At 66.3% G+C, this 19,573-nt stretch carries 16 protein-coding genes; all 16 read right to left on the reverse strand.

Features of this window, described 5'->3' with window-relative positions:
* Nucleotides 1-265: 265 nt before the first annotated feature.
* Nucleotides 266-3,214: a ligand-binding sensor domain-containing diguanylate cyclase gene (locus AC1KVG_RS00445; protein WP_481093162.1), complete on the reverse strand. Its 2,949-nt coding sequence runs from the start codon at nucleotides 3,212-3,214 to the stop codon at nucleotides 266-268.
* 107 nt (nucleotides 3,215-3,321) lie between these two features.
* Nucleotides 3,322-4,113, reverse strand: coding sequence for a flagellar biosynthetic protein FliR (fliR, locus tag AC1KVG_RS00450; RefSeq protein ID WP_006449774.1), 792 nt, complete (start codon nucleotides 4,111-4,113; stop codon nucleotides 3,322-3,324).
* 13 nt (nucleotides 4,114-4,126) lie between these two features.
* The gene (locus AC1KVG_RS00455) at nucleotides 4,127-4,396 is read right to left on the reverse strand and encodes a flagellar biosynthetic protein FliQ (protein WP_005917968.1); all 270 of its coding nucleotides are present in this window, start codon (nucleotides 4,394-4,396) and stop codon (nucleotides 4,127-4,129) included.
* 340 nt (nucleotides 4,397-4,736) lie between these two features.
* The gene (fliP, locus tag AC1KVG_RS00460) at nucleotides 4,737-5,576 is read right to left on the reverse strand and encodes a flagellar type III secretion system pore protein FliP (RefSeq protein ID WP_481093163.1); all 840 of its coding nucleotides are present in this window, start codon (nucleotides 5,574-5,576) and stop codon (nucleotides 4,737-4,739) included.
* A 1-nt stretch (nucleotide 5,577) separates the two neighbouring features.
* Nucleotides 5,578-5,985 (reverse strand): flagellar biosynthetic protein FliO, encoded by a 408-nt coding sequence (fliO, locus tag AC1KVG_RS00465; protein WP_481093164.1) that lies wholly within the window; start codon nucleotides 5,983-5,985, stop codon nucleotides 5,578-5,580.
* Complete coding sequence (gene fliN, locus AC1KVG_RS00470; RefSeq protein ID WP_006449777.1) at nucleotides 5,982-6,320, reverse strand: flagellar motor switch protein FliN; 339 nt, start codon at nucleotides 6,318-6,320, stop codon at nucleotides 5,982-5,984. Before fliN ends, fliO begins: the two co-directional genes overlap by 4 nt.
* Nucleotides 6,317-7,330: a flagellar motor switch protein FliM gene (gene fliM, locus AC1KVG_RS00475; RefSeq protein ID WP_023903929.1), complete on the reverse strand. Its 1,014-nt coding sequence runs from the start codon at nucleotides 7,328-7,330 to the stop codon at nucleotides 6,317-6,319. The genes fliN and fliM overlap by 4 nt, the downstream gene beginning before the upstream one ends.
* Before the next feature lie 9 nt (nucleotides 7,331-7,339).
* Nucleotides 7,340-7,891, reverse strand: coding sequence for a flagellar basal body-associated FliL family protein (locus AC1KVG_RS00480; RefSeq protein WP_006449779.1), 552 nt, complete (start codon nucleotides 7,889-7,891; stop codon nucleotides 7,340-7,342).
* Between the two features lie 165 nt (nucleotides 7,892-8,056).
* The gene (locus AC1KVG_RS00485; protein ID WP_481093165.1) at nucleotides 8,057-9,358 is read right to left on the reverse strand and encodes a flagellar hook-length control protein FliK; all 1,302 of its coding nucleotides are present in this window, start codon (nucleotides 9,356-9,358) and stop codon (nucleotides 8,057-8,059) included.
* Nucleotides 9,355-9,810, reverse strand: coding sequence for a flagellar export protein FliJ (gene fliJ / locus AC1KVG_RS00490; protein WP_006449781.1), 456 nt, complete (start codon nucleotides 9,808-9,810; stop codon nucleotides 9,355-9,357). Before fliJ ends, AC1KVG_RS00485 begins: the two co-directional genes overlap by 4 nt.
* 3 nt (nucleotides 9,811-9,813) lie before the next feature.
* Nucleotides 9,814-11,196 carry a flagellar protein export ATPase FliI gene (gene fliI, locus AC1KVG_RS00495; RefSeq protein WP_006449782.1) on the reverse strand — a complete coding sequence of 461 codons (1,383 nt, stop codon included), beginning with the start codon at nucleotides 11,194-11,196 and terminating at the stop codon, nucleotides 9,814-9,816.
* The gene (locus AC1KVG_RS00500) at nucleotides 11,193-11,813 is read right to left on the reverse strand and encodes a FliH/SctL family protein (protein ID WP_481093166.1); all 621 of its coding nucleotides are present in this window, start codon (nucleotides 11,811-11,813) and stop codon (nucleotides 11,193-11,195) included. The genes fliI and AC1KVG_RS00500 overlap by 4 nt, the downstream gene beginning before the upstream one ends.
* Nucleotides 11,810-12,799, reverse strand: coding sequence for a flagellar motor switch protein FliG (fliG, locus tag AC1KVG_RS00505; RefSeq protein WP_006449784.1), 990 nt, complete (start codon nucleotides 12,797-12,799; stop codon nucleotides 11,810-11,812). The genes AC1KVG_RS00500 and fliG overlap by 4 nt, the downstream gene beginning before the upstream one ends.
* A gap of 10 nt (nucleotides 12,800-12,809) precedes the next feature.
* The gene (fliF, locus tag AC1KVG_RS00510) at nucleotides 12,810-14,540 is read right to left on the reverse strand and encodes a flagellar basal-body MS-ring/collar protein FliF (protein ID WP_023903933.1); all 1,731 of its coding nucleotides are present in this window, start codon (nucleotides 14,538-14,540) and stop codon (nucleotides 12,810-12,812) included.
* A 13-nt stretch (nucleotides 14,541-14,553) separates the two neighbouring features.
* Nucleotides 14,554-14,925: a flagellar hook-basal body complex protein FliE gene (gene fliE, locus AC1KVG_RS00515; protein WP_006449786.1), complete on the reverse strand. Its 372-nt coding sequence runs from the start codon at nucleotides 14,923-14,925 to the stop codon at nucleotides 14,554-14,556.
* Nucleotides 14,926-16,020: 1,095 nt separating this feature from the next.
* Entirely contained in the window at nucleotides 16,021-19,554 is a 3,534-nt protein-coding gene (locus tag AC1KVG_RS00520) for a glycosyltransferase (RefSeq protein ID WP_481093167.1), read from the reverse strand.
* Between the last annotated feature and the right edge of the window lie 19 nt (nucleotides 19,555-19,573).

The following is a 19,573-nucleotide window of genomic DNA, read 5'->3' on the forward strand; positions in this document are numbered from 1 at the left end:
CAGGTGTGGTCCGCGCCCTTGAGCGGGTGTCTCACGCTTGCCATGGGCGGCCCCCATAGTAGGCCGCAGTAAACCGACTAACGGCTGTTCACGCGTGTTTCTTTAATGCGCGCAGCAACACGATGGCGTGATTGCCACTCGGCAGTCGATTGCATACGAGCTCGACAGGCGCTTGTATCGGTTTGCAGGCAGCGCAGTTAGATCGAGTTGTGCGTTCACTGGAACGCTGCTTTCAACGTATTTCAAGGCGCTTCGGCGCTAACGCTCAACTGTCAGCAGCGTGCTCAGACGCGGTGTGGTCGTAGTCGATGCGATTGCGTCCACTGCGTTTGGCGCGATACAGCGCCGCGTCGGCGCGCGCCAGCAACTGTTCCAGGGTTTCGCCCGGCTGAAACCAGGCCACGCCGACCGAGCAGGTCACCGGCAGCAGGCTGCCGTCGATCGGGTAATCGCCGCAGATGCCGCGATGCAAGGCCTGCAAACGATGCGTGGAGTCGGCATTCAGACCGGGCAGCAGCGCCAGCAATTCCTCGCCACCGTAGCGGCCAATGCGGTCGTCGCCGCGCACCAACGTATCCAGGCGCCGCCCGACCTCGGCCAGCACCGCATCGCCGGCCAGATGGCCGTGTTGGTCGTTGACCAGCTTGAAGTGATCCAGATCGATCAGCACCACCGCCAACGGCTGCGCCTGGACCGTGGCACGCGCCAGCATGCCGCGCAACGCGTGCAAGATGCCGGCGCGATTGAGCAGGCCGGTCAGCTCGTCGTGGGTGGCCTTGAGCGCCAGTTCGGCGCGCGCGACTTCCAGCTCGCGCTTGTCCTGCTCCAGTTCGGCGGTGCGTTCGGCCACCAGTTGCTCCAGCTCGCGTTTGCGCCGCAGCAGTTTGCGCGTGCGCCAGCGCAGCAGCACGATCACGGCTGCGATGCCCAGCAGCACGTAGCCGATCAACGCGGGAATGCCACGCCACCACGGCGGATGCAGCACAAAACGAAAGCGCGTGATCGGGCTGCTACTGCGTTGATAGGCATCCAGCACCTGCACTTCCAGCGTGTAGGTGCCGGGCGGCAGCAGCGGATAGGTCAGGTGGCTGAGCGAGGTGGTGGTCCAGCGCGCCTGATGGCCTTCCACCCGGTAGCGGAAGCTGATCCGGTCGGCGCCGCCTTCCACGCCGGGCGTGGCCAGGTCGATATCCAGCGGAATGTCCGACCACTCCAGCGCCGCCCCGGCGCGTACCGTCTCGGTGCCGCGCCGCACGTGCGCGATCTCCACCTGCAGCGGTTGTGCGGCGAACAACCGCTGCGGGTCGAGCAAGTGGCTCAGCCCGCGGCTGCTGCCGATCCACAGGCTGCCGTCGTCGTCTTCCAGAAACGCGTTGGACGACAGGTCGTCCCACAGCAGACCCTCGCTGCGCGTGATACGCGACCAACGGCCTTGCTGATACAGATCCAGCCCCTGGCTGCTGCCGACCCACAGCCGGCCCTTGCGGTCGTGGCGCAGGATGAAGGGCATCACCTTGGAGATCAGCGGGTCGTCGACCGTCTGCACCGACACACCGCCGTCGGCTTGCAGGCGACCGTGCCACAGCCCGGCTTCGCGCAGCGACAGCCAGATTTCGCCGTCCGGTGCGAAGTCGATCTGAAACATGTCCTGGCTGGGCAGCGAGCCGCGCACCGGCACGCGCACCCATTGCGCGCCCTCGCGGCGATACAGCCCGTCGCCGGTCGCCGCCCACAGCCGCCCCTGGCGGTCGACATCGATGTCGCCGACAAACTTGCCTTGCAGCGCAGGCTCGAAGTTCAGCGCATAGGGCGGGGTGGTCTGACCGCGTGCCAGCCCGCGCGGGGTCGAGATCCAGACCGAACCGGCGTTGTCGAACAACAACTTGTAGCCAGGCCTGGGCATGTCCATCACCACGCGGGTCAGCCCGGTGTGCGGATCGCGCCGGGCAATGGCGCCGGAAAAGTACGACACCCAGGCCGCGCCATCCGGTGCTACCGCAAGGCTGAGCGTTTGCGACAACGGCTTGCCGTTTTCCAGCAGCCACGGCTGGGCACGCTGGGCATGCCGGGGCAGCAGGGCGGCGCCGCCATCGGCACCAACCGCCAGCATGCCGTTGGGCAGGCGCTGCATCGCCCAGGTCGGCGCCGATGGCATGCCTTGCGGCTCGGTCAGATGCTCGATGCTGCCGTAGCCGAGCAGGCGTTGCACCCCAAGCCCACGGGTGCCGATCCACAAGGTGCCGTTGCTCTGCAACAGCAGTGGGCCGACCATGGCATCCAGCTGCAGGCCCTGGTCGGGGCCGATGTCGTGCCAATGGGTGCCGTCCCAGCGCACCAGGCCATGATCGGAGCGGGTCAGCATGCGTCCGCGCGCATCTTCCACCATGGTGGTGGCGCCGGACATGGTGCTGAAGCTGCTGTGCGCGCTGGCCGGATGGGTTTGGAAGCGGCGCGCGCCCGGCTCGCGCGACACGATGGCGCCGCCGCCACGCAGCCACAGCCGACCGCCACGTTCGCGAAAGATCACCCGCCAGCGGCGCGCTGGCACGCCATCGGCTTCGGAGAGGGATTCGACCACCTTGCCGGCTGCATCTAACCGGCAGACGCCAGCGCCGCACGACGCCCACAGAAACTGCCCATCGGCCAGCAGGGTGCTGCCCGATGGCTGCAGGATTCCATCGGGCGTTCGCAGCGGCAGCGGTTGCACCTGCCATTGCTTGCCCGCGCCCGGCGTCACCGCCAGCAGCGCCCCTGCGCTGATCACCGCGACCCCATCGCGGTAGGCGGCGATCACATTGCCGGCATCGGCGCGAATGCGCTTGCCCTCGCGCAGCACCTGGACGAACTGCTCGCCGTCGCGCACGAACACGCCATTGGCGGTGGCCACCCACAAGCGCCCGGCGCTATCCAGCGTCAGGCCGCGGGTGAAGCGCGCGTCCAGGCCCTGATCCTGGCCGACGGCAATGAAGCGCTCACGCTCGAACCGGTGCAACGCCAGTTCGGTGGCCACCCACACCACACCACGGCGATCCTCGACCAGACCGGTGATGGTCATGCCTTGCAGGCCATCGGCCTGGGCGTAATCGCGGAAGCTGTAACTCTGCGCCTGCACGCTCGCGATACTGGTCAGGCCGGTCACAAGCAGGCAGAGCCATGCCCATGGCGCAATGCTGCGCACGGCAGAACGGGCGAACAGCGCAGACACGTTGGGCATCGGTTCCCGCAGGCGTGGCAGTGAGGATGTGATGACTGGCGATTGGCGTCGTCAGTGATCCTGTGGCGTTGACGGCTTGCCGGCCAAAAACTTGAGGCAGTTCACACTTACGTCGTCAATGCTCTGGCGGCGTCGAACGCAGTGTCGAACATGCGCTGCACGGGCGGTGCGAATTCGCTGGCGAAACTGGAAAGCAGAAACAGGCCCAGCAATACCGTCAGCGGCAAGCCCAACTGCACCGGATTCAACGCCGGCGCCGCCTTGGCCAATGCGCCGAAGGCCAGGTTGACCGCCAGCATCGCCACCATCATCGGCAACGCCAAGGTGAGCCCGCCGCGCAGGATCTGCAGGAACAGCGTCGGCGCCACTTCTGCAAAGGCGGCCGCATCCGGCACTGCGGTGCCGATCGGCAAGGCCTTGTAGCTGTCCACCAACAGCGAGATCACCGCCAGGTGCCCGTTGGCCGCGAAGAACAGCAGCCCGAACCCGATGTAGAACCACTGTGCGATCACGCCGGACGTCACCCCGCGCAGCGGGTCGGACATCTGTGCAAACGACAGACCGGTGGATTGCGACACCAGCTCGCCGGCCAACGCGCCGGCTTCGAAGATCAGTTTGAGCATGAAGCCCATGCTGGCGCCCACCGCCAGCTCGCGTGCCACGCTGAGCACCGCCTGCGCGGTAAAGCCGTCCCACTCCGGTACCGGCGGCAGCAGCGGCGCCAGCACCATCGACAAGGTGCCGGCCAGCATCACCCGCACCCGCCCGGGCACCGCACGCGTGCCGATCAACGGCATCGCGGTCAGCAACGCGCCGGTGCGCAGCATCGTCCACATGATCGCCCCGACCATCGCGAACGCGCGCTGGCCATCGATCACCATCTGGGTGGCAGCATCCATCCGGTCTGACCCGCTAACCGATCAGATGCGGAATGCGCTGGAACAGCGCAATGGTGAACTCCACCAGATGCCCCAGCAGCATGCTGCCGGTGGCAAACAAGGTGGCCGTCAGCGCCACGGCTTTGGCGACGAAGGCGATGGTCGGTTCGTTCAACTGGGTGGCAGCCTGCACCACACCAATCACCACGCCGACCACCAGCACCGCCAGCAACATCGGCCCGGCAATCCACAGGACGGTGACCAGGCCACCACGCAATTCAGTCAGGGCGATTTCAGGGCTCATGGAGTGGTCTGATGCAAGTGGGGTGCCAAAGGACGGGAGTGGGGAGTCGAAAATCGAGATTGCGAATTAGAGAAATGAGCTCTGAGCTGGTGCAACGGTGTATGAGCTGAAGATATGAGCTGAAGAACGTGAGGTCTGCAGAAACTAGCCCCTCTCCAGCGGGAGAGGGGTTGGGGTGAGGGTACGAGGCGAAGCCACGCGTGGTGTCTGGCTCCGCCAGCTCACTCATTGCTCAGTAGTGGGCTTCGGCCTCTATTGGCTGCTCGGCCTCGAGACCCCATGCCGAATCGGCAAGCCGGGTAGACATCCCGGCAGAGCGGCGCGCATGCAAGCCTCGTGGCTACGACGCATTGAAGCTCGCTGCCAGCGTGCCCACCACCAGCACCCACCCATCCACCAAAATGAAGAGCAGAATCTTGAACGGTGCCGAGATCAACATCGGCGACAGCATCATCATGCCCATCGACATCAGCACGCTGGCGACCACCAGATCGATGATCACGAACGGAATGAAGATCAAAAAGCCGATCTCGAAGGCGGTCTTCAACTCGCTGGTCACGAACGAGGCCACCAGCACCGGGAACGGCACTGCGTCCGGGCCGGCGTACTTGCCGTCGCCGGCCATGCCGGCAAAGGTCATCAGATCGGTCTCGCGAATCTGCGCCAGCATGAAAGCGCGTAGCGGCTGGGTGGTGAGCGTCCAGGCGGTGGAGAAATCGATCTGGCTGTTGAGGTACGGCGACAGGCCGGCGCCCCACATCTTCTGCCACACCGGCATCATCACTAGCGCGGTGAGGAACATCGACAGGCCCAGCAGCACCTGATTGGACGGGGTCTGGCCGGTACCCAGCGCCTGGCGCAGCAGGCCCAGCACGATGGTGATGCGGGTGAAGGCGGTCAGCACCAGCAGCATCGACGGCAGCAGGGTGATCGCCGTCATCAGCAGCAAGGTCTGCAGCGGCAGGCTCACCGGTTGGTCGCCGATGCGGCCAACGCTCACGTTCGGCAACGAAGGCAACTGATTGGCGCCGGCCGGAGCGGGCGCCGCAGCGGGAGCGGCGGCCTGGGCCATCGCAGGCAAGGCGGCAGGTGCGGCGGCGGCCAGCAGCGGGCAGCTCATCACCAGCAGGATCAGGATCAGGCGCAGGCTGCGCCCCCAGCGATTCCAACGACTGAACATGTCACAGGTCCTTGCGCAGCTTCTGTGCCAGCAGCTGGGCGAAATTGGGGAGTTGCTTGAAGTTGGGCAGGGTGGGGGCCGGCGTGGGCGGTAGCGGTTCGGGCAAGGTGTGCAAGGTGCTGATGCCGCCGGCGGTGACGCCGAGCAACAACTGCTGGCCGTTCACCTCCACCACCACCACGCGTTCCTTGGCACCGACTGCCAGGCTGGTCACCACACGCAGGCCCTCGGTATTGCGGAAACCACTGCCGGGCAGGCGCTTGAGCAACCAGCCCAGGCCGACGATCAGCGCAAGCACCAACAGCAATGCAAAGACTGCGCCAAACAGGCTGGGCGAGGACGGTGCCTGCGCGCCGACCTGGCTGGCCTTGGCCGCGACCGGCGCGGCAGTGGCCAGCAAGCCGATCACCGCAGCCTCCGGATCCGTTCGCTGGGGCTGACCACGTCGGTCAGGCGGATGCCGAAGCGGTCGTTGATGACGACGACTTCGCCATGCGCGATCAAGGTGCCGTTGACGTACACGTCCAGCGGCTCGCCGGCGCCGCGTTCCAGTTCCACCACCGAGCCCTGGTTGAGCTGCAGCAGGTTGCGGATCGGGATGCGCGCGCGGCCCACTTCCAGCGACAGCGTCACCGGCACGTCCAGGATGACGTCCAGGTTGAGGTCGGTGGCATTGAGGTCGCGCTCGGGCTGCAGGCTGTCGAAGGTGGCGGGCGCGGCGTCGAGGATGTCGGAGTTGATCATTTGCTGGGGTCCTGGGATGGAACGGCACGCGGGGCTTGCACGCCGGGCGGGCGTACGGCGGTGATCTTGACGGCGTTGTTGCCATTGGAAACGCCGAATTCGCCGGTGAACAACGGGATTTCTTCCACGCACAGCGGCACCTGTGCGGGCAGGTCGATCGGCAGGATGTCGCCGATTTTCAAACCGGTGAGCTGGCGCAGACTCATGCGCTTGCTGGCCAGCACGCTGGACAGGGTGACCTCGGCAGTGTCCAACTGCTCGCGCAGCATCACGTTCCAGGAGTCGTCGCGGTCGTTGCGGTCGCTCTGGATGCCGGCATCGAGCAATTCACGGATCGGCTCCAGCATCGAATACGGCAGGGTGATGTGGATCTCGCCGCCGCCGCCTTCCAGCTCCACATGGAAGCGGCACACCACCACGTACTCACGCGGGGTGACGATATTGGCGAAGTGCGGGTTGATCTCCGAGTTGATGTACTCGAAGTCCACTTCCATCACCGGCGCCCAGGCTTCCTTCAGATCGGCGAAGGTCTGCTTGAGCATCAGCTGCACCACGCGCATCTCGGTGGCGGTGAATTCGCGACCTTCGATACGGGTGTGGTAACGGCCGTCGCCACCGAAGAAGTTGTCCACCACGGTGAACACCAGAGTAGGTTCGAACACGATCAGGCCGGTGCCGCGCAGCGGTTTGAAGCGGATCAGGTTGAGGTTGGTCGGCACGTACAGCGAGTGCATGTACTCGTTGAACTTGACCAGGTCGATGCCGCGCACCGACAGGTCGGCCGAGCGCCGGATCAGGTTGAACAGGCCGATGCGCCACAGCCGCGCGAAGCGCTCGTTGACCATTTCCAGGGTCGGCATGCGCCCACGGATGATGCGGTCCTGGCTGGACAGATCGTATTGGCGTGCCTCGCCGGGCAACGGCTCCGGCTCGGTGTTGACCACGCCCGAATCCACGCCGTGCAGCAGGGCATCGATTTCGTCCTGGGAAAGCAGATCGCTGACGCTCATGGGCAGGCCTTACTGGGTAACGAAACTGGTGAACAGCAGTTCTTCGACGCACTTCTTGCCGGTCTCGCTGGTCATGACCTTCTGCGCTTCGACCAGGGCGGCTTTCTGCAGCTTCTGCTTGCCGACAAGGTCGGCCACGTCGGTGGCCTTGGTCTGCGACAGCAGCATCAGCAGATGCGCGCGGATGGCCGGGGCGTTCTCAGTGATGAGCTTGAGTTCTTCCGGGTCGCGGGTGACCAGCTGCACTTCGACCTGCAGGTACTGCGGGCCATCGCCAGGGTCGGCCAGGTTGACCACGATCGCCGGGTCCATCGGGAAGTACTGGGCCGGCTTGGGCACTTCGGCGACCTTGGGTGCGGCGTGCTTGCCGCCTTTCTCATCGCCCTTGTGGCCGAAGAAGAACCAGGCGCCGCCGCCAGCGGCCGCAAGTACCACCACACCGATGGCGATCAGCAGGATGGACTTCTTGCCACCCTTCTTCTTTTCGCCTTTCTCGTCTTTGTCTTCGGTCTTCTTGGGTTTTTCGGCGGCTGCCACAGTCTGCTCCAGGGGAATGCTCACCCTGTGGATGCAATTGGCATGCCAAAACCGTGACGGTTTCCTGGCGCGGCCTGCGCGCTAATACGAACACCCCCGCAGGCCTTGCGCTGCGAGGAATATGAGGCGCGTCGACATGGCGCCGATGCGCGTTTTTCAGCGTCGCCGGGGCCAGCCCGGCGCAGAACGTCAGGCGTAGGCGTCCAGCAATCCACGCTGGCGTAACACCACCGACGGAATTCCGACGGGCGGGCTGTCGTCCAGGGTGAGGCCGTTGCCATCGCGCCCACTGCCGTTGCGGTTGCTGGCCTGGCCCTGCTGTTGCTGGCCCACATCGGCCTGGCCCAGCTGGAAGCCGTTCTGGCCGAGCATTTCGCGCAGCCGCGGCAGGCTTTGTTCCAGCGCCTGGCGCACCTCGGCGTTGGCCGAGGTGAAGCTGGCGCTGACCTTGTCGCCATCCAGATGCAGACGCACTTCGACCGGGCCCATCTCGTTCGGGGTCACCTTGATATGCGCATGGCCGATCTTCTGGTCGGCCAGCCAGCTCATACGCGCGCCGATGGCATCGTCGAAGTTGTCGCTGCCCATTTCCGGGGTCGGGGTGGGCGAGGCGCTGAACACCGGCGCCGGATCCTGCAGGCGACCGAGCGTGGCGGCCGTGGTAGTCGGCAATACGAACGCCGGGGCGTCCGGCGCTGCGGGGGCAGCGGAGTCGTCGGCGCTTGGGTCCAGTGCCTTGGTGGCCATGCTCATCAGCGCGGCGGTCTGGGCGTCGCCGCTCAAGGCGGTGACGGAAGTGGGCTTGGCGCCCGCGGCGGCGGCCGGTGCCAGTGCGCCCAACGAGGGCAGGGCGGTGCCGGCGGTTGCCGTGGCGGTAGGTGCAGCAGCGTCGGTGGGCAGGGCGGTTGCACTCGCCGTGCCGCCCGCTGCCCCGGCCATGCTGGCGGTCAGGGCCGCTGCCGCGGCAGCCAGCACCTCGCCACCGGGCAGGGCTTGCGCCAGCAGGCCCATGCCGAAGCCGCCCAGACCTGGCGGCGGCCAGGTGGAATCGGTCGCGGTGGCTGCCTCGGCAGGTGCGTCTTCGCTGGCGGTCGCGGGTTTTGCGTTCTTGCCGGTCTTGGCGGTGCCTGCGGCAGAGCTGCTCTCGGCTGTAGTTGATTCTTTGGTGGAGCCGGACTTGGCGGGCTTTGCAGCCTTGCTGTCGCCCTCCTGCGCACGCGGCCGTGCAGTGGCATCGCCGGCTGCATCGTCGCCGTTATCGTTGTCGTCGCGCTGCTTGTCGGACTGGCTGGGCTTGGGCGCGGCCTGCTTGGCCGGCACGCGCTCGGGCGCCTGCGGCGGGGCCTGGTTGGGCGTGTTGGCCGGATTGAGCATGCGCGCGAACTGGTCCTGGCCGGCGTCCGGCTCGGACGACGGGTCGCTATAGCTGGACTTCTTGCCGATGCCGGCAAGCGCGCCAAGGCCGGCGGCAAAAGCGGACAGGGGATTCATGCGGATTCTCCGTGGGTATCTTCGCTGCGGGCCAGGCGCGAGCGGCGCGCGCCGAGGTCGTCCATCTCACGCTGGTCGCGGCGTTCGATCACCTTGTTCTCCTGTGCGCGGTAGCTGGCCGCCAGTTGCTCCAGCACCTGTTTTTCGCGGCTGGCAAGCAGCAGGCGGGTGCGTTCTGCCTCCACCTTGTTGCGGTTGCTTTCCACGGTCTGCGCCTGCTGCAGCACGGCGCTGTCCAGCCGGTCCAGAAAGGCGCGGCGGTTGGTCAACGCCGCGGCGCTGGTGCCGGCCATATGGCTGTTGGCGTATTCCTCGGCGTAGCGGCGCAGTTCTTCCAGACGCGACTGGTGCGTGTCCAGCGCGCGCTGACGCTCGGCCAGATCGCGCGCGACCTGGTCTTCCTGTTCCTGGGCGCGGCGCAGCAGGGGGTCGATCCGTTTGGACTGCATCATGGATTAGTTCTCGGGTTCGACCAGCCGCTGCAACGCGGACAGGCTGTCGGGCAGGTGGGCGGCCTTGTGGACGTCCTGTCCAAGGAATTCGACGATGTCCGGCCAACGCGCCAAGGCTTCGTCGGTGGCCGGATCGCTGCCGCGCTGATAGGCGCCGATGGCGATCAGATCGCGATTGGACGAATACGCCGAGAGCAGCCGCTTGAGCTTGCGGATGCGCAGACGCCAGGTGTCGTCGGCGATGTCCTGCACCACACGGCTGACCGAGGATTCGACATCGATGGCCGGGTACAGGCCGCTGTCGGCAACCCGACGCGAGAGCAGGATGTGGCCGTCGAGAATGGCACGGGCGGCGTCGGCGATCGGGTCCTGCGGGTCGTCGCCTTCGGTCAGCACGGTGTAGAAGGCGGTGATCGAGCCGCGGCCCTTGGCGCCGTTGCCGGCACGTTCCACCAGCGCCGGCAATTTGGCGAACACCGACGGCGGGTAGCCGCGGGTAGTGGGCGGCTCGCCCACCGACAGGCCGATCTCGCGCTGCGCCTGGGCGAAACGGGTCAGCGAATCCATTAGCAGCAACACGTTCAAGCCCTGGTCGCGGAACCATTCGGCGATGGCAGTAGCGCGGTAGGCGCCATGCAGACGCGCCAACGGTGGGCGGTCGGCCGGGGCGGCCACGACCACGGCGCGGCGCAGGCCTTCTTCGCCGAGGGTGGTTTCGACGAAATCGCGTACTTCGCGGCCACGCTCGCCGATCAGCCCGACCACGATCACGTCGGCCGAGGTGAAGCGGGTCATCATGCCGAGCAGTGTCGATTTACCGACGCCGGAGCCCGCGAACAGGCCCACACGCTGGCCGCGGCCGATCGGCAGCAGCGCGTTGATCGCCCGCACGCCGACGTCCAATGAGGTAGTGATGGGCTCGCGCGCCAGCGGGTTGATCGACACGCCGGCCATGCTGACGCTGCCTTCGCCGCGGATCGGGCCCTTGCCGTCGAGCGGGGTGCCGTCGCTGTCGATGACGCGGCCGAGCAGGCCTTCGCCCACTTCCACGCCGCCGCGGCGCCGCGAGGGCACCACGCGGGCATTCGGGAGCAGGCCATGCAGCTCGGCGCTGGGCATCAGATAGGTGCGTTCGCCGGCAAAGCCGACCACTTCGGCATCGACCCAGCCGCCGTCGACTTCGACCTTGCAGGTGGCGCCCATCGGCGCCTCGCAGCCGGTGGCTTCCAGGGTCAGGCCGACCGCGCGGCGCAGGATGCCTTCGCGGATCAGGGTGCGGCCGGCAGTGGGCTCCAGTCCCAGCCCGCTCAGGCGCGTGGCCAGGCGCAGGTTGCGCGCGTCCAGCCAATCGGCCGGGGCTGGGGTGGCTGCCAACACGTCGCTCACAGGCCCGCTCCGGATTTGCGCATGACGCTCTCCAGCGCGGCCCGCAGGCGCGCATCCAGGGTTCCATCCACGCGCACGCTTTCGGCGTGCACGCGCAGGTCGCCGCGGCTCAGGCTCAGGTCCGGGGCCACGCGGGTGGTGCTGCTGGGCGCCAGATGCGGCAGCAGCGCGGTGATGTCGTCCGGGTGCAGGCGCACTTCCACTTCGCGACCGGCACTGCCGACCGCGTCGATGGCTTCGTGCACCAGATCGGCCAGCAGCTGCGGTTCGACCTGGTAGGCACGCCCGACCAGGGAACCGGCGATGCGCACGGCCAGCTCGCCGAGCGCGCCAACCACTTCATTCTCCAGCCGCGCCAGCGGGCGGGTGAAGTTGTCCAGGATGCCGTCGATCTGCGCAGTCAACCGGCGCACCTCGGACTGGCCCTGGGCGAAGCCTTCGGCATGCCCGCGCTCCAGACCTTCCTGACGGGCGGCGTCTTCGATGGCCTGGATCTCTTCCAGGGTCGGCGGGCGCAGCACCGGCTCATAAATCGCCGGTTCGTCGAAGTCGGTTTCCGGCAGCGCCGGCGCCATATGCAGGTCCGGGGCCAGCCAACGGGTGACGATGTCGTTCATACCATCGCCTCCGCACCGGCGCCGCCCAGGCTGATGGCGCCTTCGTCAGCCAGGCGGCGCACGATGGTGAGGATTTCCTTCTGCGCCGCTTCCACGTCGGCCAGGCGTACCGGGCCACGCGCTTCCATGTCTTCGAGCAGGATTTCGGCGGCGCGCTGGGACATGTTGCGGGTGATCTTCTCGCGCACCTTGGTGTCGGCGCCGCGCAGGGCCAGGCCCAGGCGCTCGCCGGAGACTTCGCGCAGCAGCGTCTGCAGGCCGCGGTCGTCCAGGTCCACCAGATTGTCGAACACGAACATCAGGTCCTGGATCTTGCTGGCCAGGTCGGCGTCGATCTTGCCGATCTCGCCCAGCACACCCTGCTCGGGGCCGGTGTCGAGGAAGTTGAGGATATTGGCAGCGACCTTGATGCCGCCCACGTTGGACGACTTGAGGTTCTGGTTGCCGGAAAATTGGCGCTCCATGATGTCGTTGAGCTCGCTCAGCGCATTCGGCGGAATGCCGTCCAGCGTTGCGATGCGCAGCAGCACGTCGGCGCGGGTGCGCTCGGGCAGCAGCTTCAGCGCTTCAGCGGCCTGGTCGCTGTCCAGATGCGCCATGACGATGGCGATGATCTGCGGGTGCTCGTTGCGCACCAGATCGGCGACCGCGCGCGGGTCCATCCACTTCAGGGTGTCCAGACCGGTCGTGTTGCGGCCGAGCAGGATGCGGTCGATCAGGCCACCGGCCTTGTCGGCGCCGAGTGCCTGGATCAGCACGTTGCGGATGTAGTCGTCGGCGCCCACACCCAGCGAGGTCTTGCCGGCCAGCTCGCCGTTGAAGTCGTCCATCACCCGCTCGACCTGGTCGCGCGAGATGCCGGTCATCGTGGCCATGGCGATGCCGATCTTCTGCACCTCCTTGGGGTCCATATGCTTGAGCACTTCGGCGGCGTCGCTTTCCCCAAGCGACAGCAACAGCACGGCGGCGCGCTGTACTCCGGTCATCGGCGGTGTTTCAGGCTTCACTGGCGACCCATCCCTTTACGACTTGTGCGACACGTTTTGAATCGGCTTTAACGGCTTCGCGTGCGACCCGCATGCGTTCTTCGTAGGCGTCCGGCAGTGCGATCGGGACTTTCTTGTCCTGACCGAGCTGGGCGGTGTCTTCTTCCAGGCGCGGCATCAGGTCGTCGTCATCGACCATCCGCACATCCGCACTCTGCGGAGTGCCATCCTTGCCGCCCTTGCCTTGCTTGTCCTTGACCACGGTCACGCCGGTGAGCTGACGCAGGGTGGGGCGCACCACACCGAACAGCAGCGCCAGCACCACCACCGCACCGACCAGCAGGCGCAGACCGTTCTGCACGCGCGGGTCTTCCCACCACTTCGGGCCTTCTTCGCCGGCCACCGCTTCACGCACGAACGGGGCATTCATCACCGACACCGTGTCGCCACGGGCCGCGTCGAACCCCACGGCCTGCTTGACCAGGCCCTCGATGCGGGTGAGCTCGGCGGCGGTTAGCGGCTGCTCGACGATCTTGCCCTTGGCACCGGGGCGCGGCACGTTGTCCAGCAGCACCGCCACCGACACCCGCTTGATGCGGCCGGCCGGCTGACGGGTGTGTTGCAAGGTGCGGTCCAATTCGTAATTGCGGGTGGCGCTCTTGGAACTTTCGGTCGGCGCGGCAGGCGCGGCGGCCTGGCCATTGGCAGCGGCCGGTGTGCCCGGTGCGCCGGCAGTGGCGTTTGCTGCCGGGGCCGGCGGCTGGCCGGGGCTGTTGCTGGTGGCGCCCGGGGGACCTTGCGGGCCGGTGGCGCTGGTGCTGGTGTCGTTGATCTGCTCGCTGCGCAGCTTGGCCGGCTCGCCGTTGTAGAGTTCGCGGGCTTCTTCGACCACCGAGAAATCCATGTCCACGCTGACTTCCGGGTTGACCCGGCCGGCGCCGGTCATCGGCTCGAGCAGCTCGCGGATGCGCTGGTTGTAGGAGCTCTCCTGGCGACGCACCTGTTCGAACTGGGCGGCGTGCTGGGCGGCGTCGCTGTTGGGGTCGGCGATGGAGAGCATGCGGCCGCTCTGGTCGACCACGGTCACGCGCTCGGGTGTCATGTCCGGGATGCTGGAGGCGACCAGGTTGACGATGGCGTCGACCTGATTGCGTTCCAGACCCTGGCCGCCGCGCAGCTCCAGCACCACCGAGGCACTGGCCACATCACGCTGGCGGGTGAAGGCGCTGGGCTTGGGAATGGCCAGATGCACGCGGGCCTCGCGCACCGGGCGCAGGGTGCCGATGGTGCGCGACAATTCGGTTTCCAGGGCGTGCTGGTAACGGGCGTTTTCCACGAACTGGCTGACGCCGAAGCCGGGGTCTTTTTCCATCAGCTCGAAGCCGCCGCCGGTCTCTTTACCGGTCAGGCCGGAGCCGGCCAGCTTCAGGCGGGCATCGTACAAACGGTCCTGCGGCACCGAGATGGCGCCGGTGTTCTGGTCGATCTTGTACGGGATCTGCGCGGTACGCAGCAGGTCGGCCGCTTCGGCATTGCCCTTGTCGTCCAGGCCGGTGTACAGCGACTGATAGCCGGGTTTCTGCGACCAGTAGAACACCGCCAGACCGGCGCCCACCGCCAGGGCGATCATCGCCATCATGGTCAGCTTGCGGGTGATCTGCAGGCTGCGGACACGGTCGAACCATTGCCCGGCCTTTTCGGCGTTCTGGTTGATGTTTTCTTTGGAAATCGCGAGTGCCATGTGTCGTTAACCCTTACAGCGGCATGTTCATGACGTCCTGATAAGCCTGGACGAGACGGTTGCGGACTTCCACGGTGGCGCGGAAGGCCACCTGGGACTGCTGAGAGGCGACCATGACCCGTGCCAGATCGGCACTGGGGTCGCCCATTTCGAATGCTTTGGCCAGCGCGCCGGACTTCTGCTGGGCCTCGTTGACGCCGCCGATGGCGCCGCGCAAGGTCTCGCTGAAGCTCGGTGCCTGGGTGGCCGGGGTGCCCTGCGTGCCGGCCAGCCCCTGGATCTGATTACCGCGCGCCGCATCGCCCACCGCGCCCATGGGGCCTTGGCCCATCTGCGTCTGGTAGCTGCGGATCTGCGAGAGGATGGAGGTAACGGAATCGCTCATGGGTGCGGTCAGCCAGGGAGGCATCCACACCAATGCAAGCGGCGTGCCGAAACCGCGCCGGGATTCCGGCGCCGTGGCAGGGAGGACTGCCGTAGCTGGGCTGAGTGTGATCTGCGGGCGCAACTTTCTCTGCGCTAGCGAGGCGGGCACCTACTGTTGAGTCGGGTGCTTCTCTAGCCGGGCCTTGTCGACAGGGCGCGCGTTTGTTCAGCCGGTTTGTCTAGCAAGACGCGGGCCTGTCTGGCGAAGAGCGACTGATCTGCGGCTTGGCGGCAGGGCCCTTGCCCGCCCACCGTCGCGGGACACGCTGCAAGTACGTCCTTGTAAGCTCTTACGCGGCATCCATGCCGCGTAAGGTCCCGCGACGGTGAGCGGGCAAGGACCAGCCGAGATAGTCGGTGTGCAGGGTGTAAGCAATGCATGACGTGCTTCTGATGCGCTGGATCTCTGTAGTTGCGGCCCGTACTCGCAAGCCAATGCAACCCGCGAGATGGCCCGCCTTTTACTTGGCTACCGACCAACTTCCTGGTGCGGTGTCCTCGCCGATTGCGGGACCGTGTGGCGGCATGGATGCCGCCACCGAGCCCCCAAGGACGGGTTCACGGCGTGTCCCGCGAGCGGCGAGGGCACCGCGCCCTCGATCTACTGAGCTTGACTGCATCTAATAGACAAAGCTGCGATTCGCAATCCAGGGTTGTTGTGTCCCGATGTAGTTGGTCAGCACGGATAGATCAATTGCAGGGCGGCGGATCTGCGAGTTTGCTGCAGGGCCCTTGCCCGCCCACCATCGCGGGACACGCCGCAAGTACGTCCGTGTAGGCTCTTACGCGGCATCCATGCCGCGTAAGGTCCCGCGACGGTGAGCGGGCAAGGACCAGTCGAGACGGTCGGTGTGCATGGTTGCAAGCGGGCATGAGGTGCGTTGTTCTGATAACCGCGCGCTCGACCAACCAGGCTTTTGATCTATTCGTTTGACTGTAGCTAAACGACGCTACGACTCGATAACTCTGCGGCTGTGAGCTGATTGAGTCGGCGGGCTTGGTTTCGATGACAACGTGTCCTAACAGTAGTGCATGCACCCGCGCACTTGACCAGCTAATCCGGCAACCACGCCTCACGCCACTGATCAAGATTCCTGCCGGTCAACATCCAGTCGCGGCGAACGACTTCACGCAATGCCGCGCCCTTTGCCGCCGCAGCGGCCGGGTCGGCAAGGTGCTCCCGGATCGCGCCGATCCAGTCGCGGTAGCGATTTTTCACCAGCGTCACCGGCAGGTTGCCTTGGTAGCAGCGCACGTCGCTGGCGATCACCGGGTAGCCGCAGGCACCGTATTCGAGCAGGCGCAGGTTGCTCTTGCACTCGTTGAACAGGTTCTGCTCTACCGGCGCCAGCGCCAGGTCCAGATCCAGCGCTGCCAGCGCGGCGGGATAGTGATCGATCGGCACGCCGGGCTGGAAGTGATGGATGTGCTGGCGCAGCGCGAACGGGTACATCCCCATGAACACCCAGTCGACCTCGTCGGCCAGCTCGCGCACTACATCTGCGATCAGTTCCAGGTCGCCGGTGTGGCTGGCGCCGCCAGCCCAGCCGATGCGGGGGCGGCGGCCGCGTTCGAGCGAACGCTCCGGCAATACGTTCCACCAATGCGCCGGCAGGCGGTTTTCGGCCACGCGGATGTCGCTGTGCAGCCCGGCGAATGCCTCGGCCAGCGCCGGTGTGGAGACCACGAAGCGGTCCACCATGCCCAGCCCGCGCCGCACGGTCTTGAGGATGTCCTTGGGCATGTGCTCGCGGTGGGCATTCTTCAGCGGCAGGTTGGGCAGGTAGTCGTCGAGCTCGTAGACCTTGAATGCGCGCGACAGCGCCTTCATCCGCCGCATCGCTTCCAGCCGCGGCTCGCCGACCTGGCGTTGCAGGATCACCACGTCGGGATCCTGGCGCGCCAGCTCGCTGATCTCCAGATAGCCGTTGAACAGCACGCCCTCGACCATGCCGGCTTCGCGCAAGGCGCGCAGCGGCTGGATCACCCGATAGTGGCCGCAGCCTTCGATATCGGCCGGCAGCGCGATCACGCTCGGCAGCGGCCGCCACGACTGCAACGGGCGCCAGCTGGCGCGCGGGTCGGCCAGTTTGAAGCCGGCGCCGGGATCCAGCGAAAAACCCGGGTTGTATGCCGGGTCGTTGGCCATCACCGGCAGCCAACGTGCGTACATCGCCTCTTCGTCGAGAGCGCTGGCCGGCGCCGCTTCGGGCGGGTCGATCAACAACCGCGCGCGCGCAGCGTAGACATTGAGATAGCCGGCCTGCTGCAGGCGCAGGCACAGATCGACATCGCTCCACTGCGCCAACGCCGGCTCCTGCGCAAAGCCGCCGGCATCCAGAAACAGCTGGCGCGGCAGCATCAGGCATTCGCCACTGAGTGCGCTGTAGTTTTGATCGAGTTGCAGCCGCTGCAGGTAGCCCGATTCGTCGAACGCGGCCCCTTCGAATGCGCGTGTTGCCGGTGCACCCAGGCCCAGCAGCAGACCGGCGTGATGCACGGTACCGTCGCCGCGCAGCAACTTGCCAGCCACTGCGCCGACCTCTGGCCGCAGCGCGTGGTTGAGCAACTGCGCCAGCCAATCGGCCTTGATCGCTGCCGCGCCCGCTGCCAGCCACAGCAGCACGTCCCCACGTGCCTGCTCGGCTGCGGCATTGCAGGCCGCCTCGCGCGAAGGTTCACCCTCAAAGTGCAGCACGCGGATCTGCTGCAGGCCCAGGTTGTCGATGCCCGTCAGCCAGTCGCGTAGCGCCGGCTCGGCGCTGTCGCCGCGATCCAGCAACAGCAACTCATAGTGCGGATAGGCGGTATTGGCGAGCACGCTTTCCAGGCAGCGCTGTACCTGCGCCAGGCGTCCATCCACCAACACAAGAATGCTAACCAGCGGCTGCTGCGCGTGCTGATAATCCACTGCATGACGACCGGAGCCGTTGCTGCTCACCACCGCGTCCATATAGCCGCGGGTGGCGAGATGGCGGATGATGGCGCGTTGTTCGTCTTCGTCGCTGTGCCGGGCGGTGGTGGCCGATGCCACCAGCAAGGGTTCGGCGATATGCTGGATGCAGGCCAGGCCGTGGCGTTCGACCAGCCCAAGTTGGTAATCCAGTTCGAAAGCGTCGCCTGATCCAGTAGGAAATCCGCCATCGGCCAACAGAGTGCCTTGCCGGAACAGCCAATGCCGCGACAGCGTGGACGGCGCACTCAACAGCATGTCCAGATACAACGCCGGCCGCATCGCCAGCCCCAGCTGACCGTCGTCCAGCGCGACCACTTCATCGGCGTAGACGGCCTGGCAATCGTCCGGCAGCGCGAGCATCTCCAGCGCCAGCATTAACAGGCCGCTGGCGGTGAACAGGCTGCCGGCTTCGACCAGCAGCACCCAGTCGATGGACTCCTGCGTGGCATTGGTTTGGTTGAGTGTCGCTGCCAGGCCGTGCGGGCCAATCAGCACACCGCGCTCGCCGTGGTCGGCGACCTGCTGCGGCGAGCTGCTGAAAACCCAGGTCTGCTGATTCCGATAACACGCCACCGCCGCCAGACTGGCCTGAGTTGCGGCCACCGCTGCCGCATCGCCATTGCTGTCGATCAACATCACTGCGATCCGCGGGCCGCCTGCATGCGCCTGCAAGCGCGCCTCGATCAGTGAGCGCTGGACATTGCTGGGATGGCGCACGCCCAACCACGTGGACGGCGACACACGCTCGGCCATGCCGGCGCTTTGCATCAGCGCATTGACCAGATCCACCGACTTGAACACCCGCGCCTTGTGCGGGCTGAGCGGGGCCACGCGCACCTGGCGGTTGTCGCCGTTTTCGCGTCGCCAGCCGAGTTGGCGGATGCCTTGGCGCAAGTCTTCATGGCCCTGATCGCCGATGCCGGGTTGATCGCGGCCGGCCTGACTGAACTGCGCGCTGGACACGCGAAAATGCGTGAGCGTGCTGGACAGCAGGGCCAGGTTGCCGTGACGCAGCAGCTTGACGTAGATCGCCAGATCGCCAACCCAATGGATGGCCTTGCCGTTCAACATCATCAGCTCGCCACCCAGCGCCACCAGGTCGGTGCGCCGTGCAAGCACGCAACTCGGCTCGCCGATAAAGTTGATGGCGTGGTCGGCCAGGAACGACACCAGCTCCGGCCCGTCGATCAGCACGTCCTCGCCGAACGGGAAGCTGGTGGCCAGGATGTCGGGCAACGGCGCACCGTCATCGTCGATCCGCAGCCGGCGCGAGGACGCCAGCGCCGTGCCGGGGTTACGTTCCATTGCGCTGACCAGCTGTGCGATGCAGTCCGGCTGCAGCACATCGTCGTCGTGCAGGAACTTGACGTACTCGCCCTGCGCCAGGCCGATGCCCTTGACGGTGCTGGCGAGTTCACCGAGGCGGGTGGCATTGCGGTGGTAGCGGATCGGAAATGGGGCGTCAGCCAGCCTCGACGCCAACACGGCCTCGATGGCACCATCGGTGTTGTCGTCGCAGATCACCAGCTCCAATGCCGTGTAGGTCTGCGCCAGCACGCTATCCAGCGCCTGCGCAAAATAGCGCGGCTTGTAGGTGGGCATGACAATGCTGACGAGGGCGGGGTAACTCATAGGGTTTGTCAGTCTCTAA

Source organism: Xanthomonas sp. NCPPB 3959, assembly GCF_056675575.1.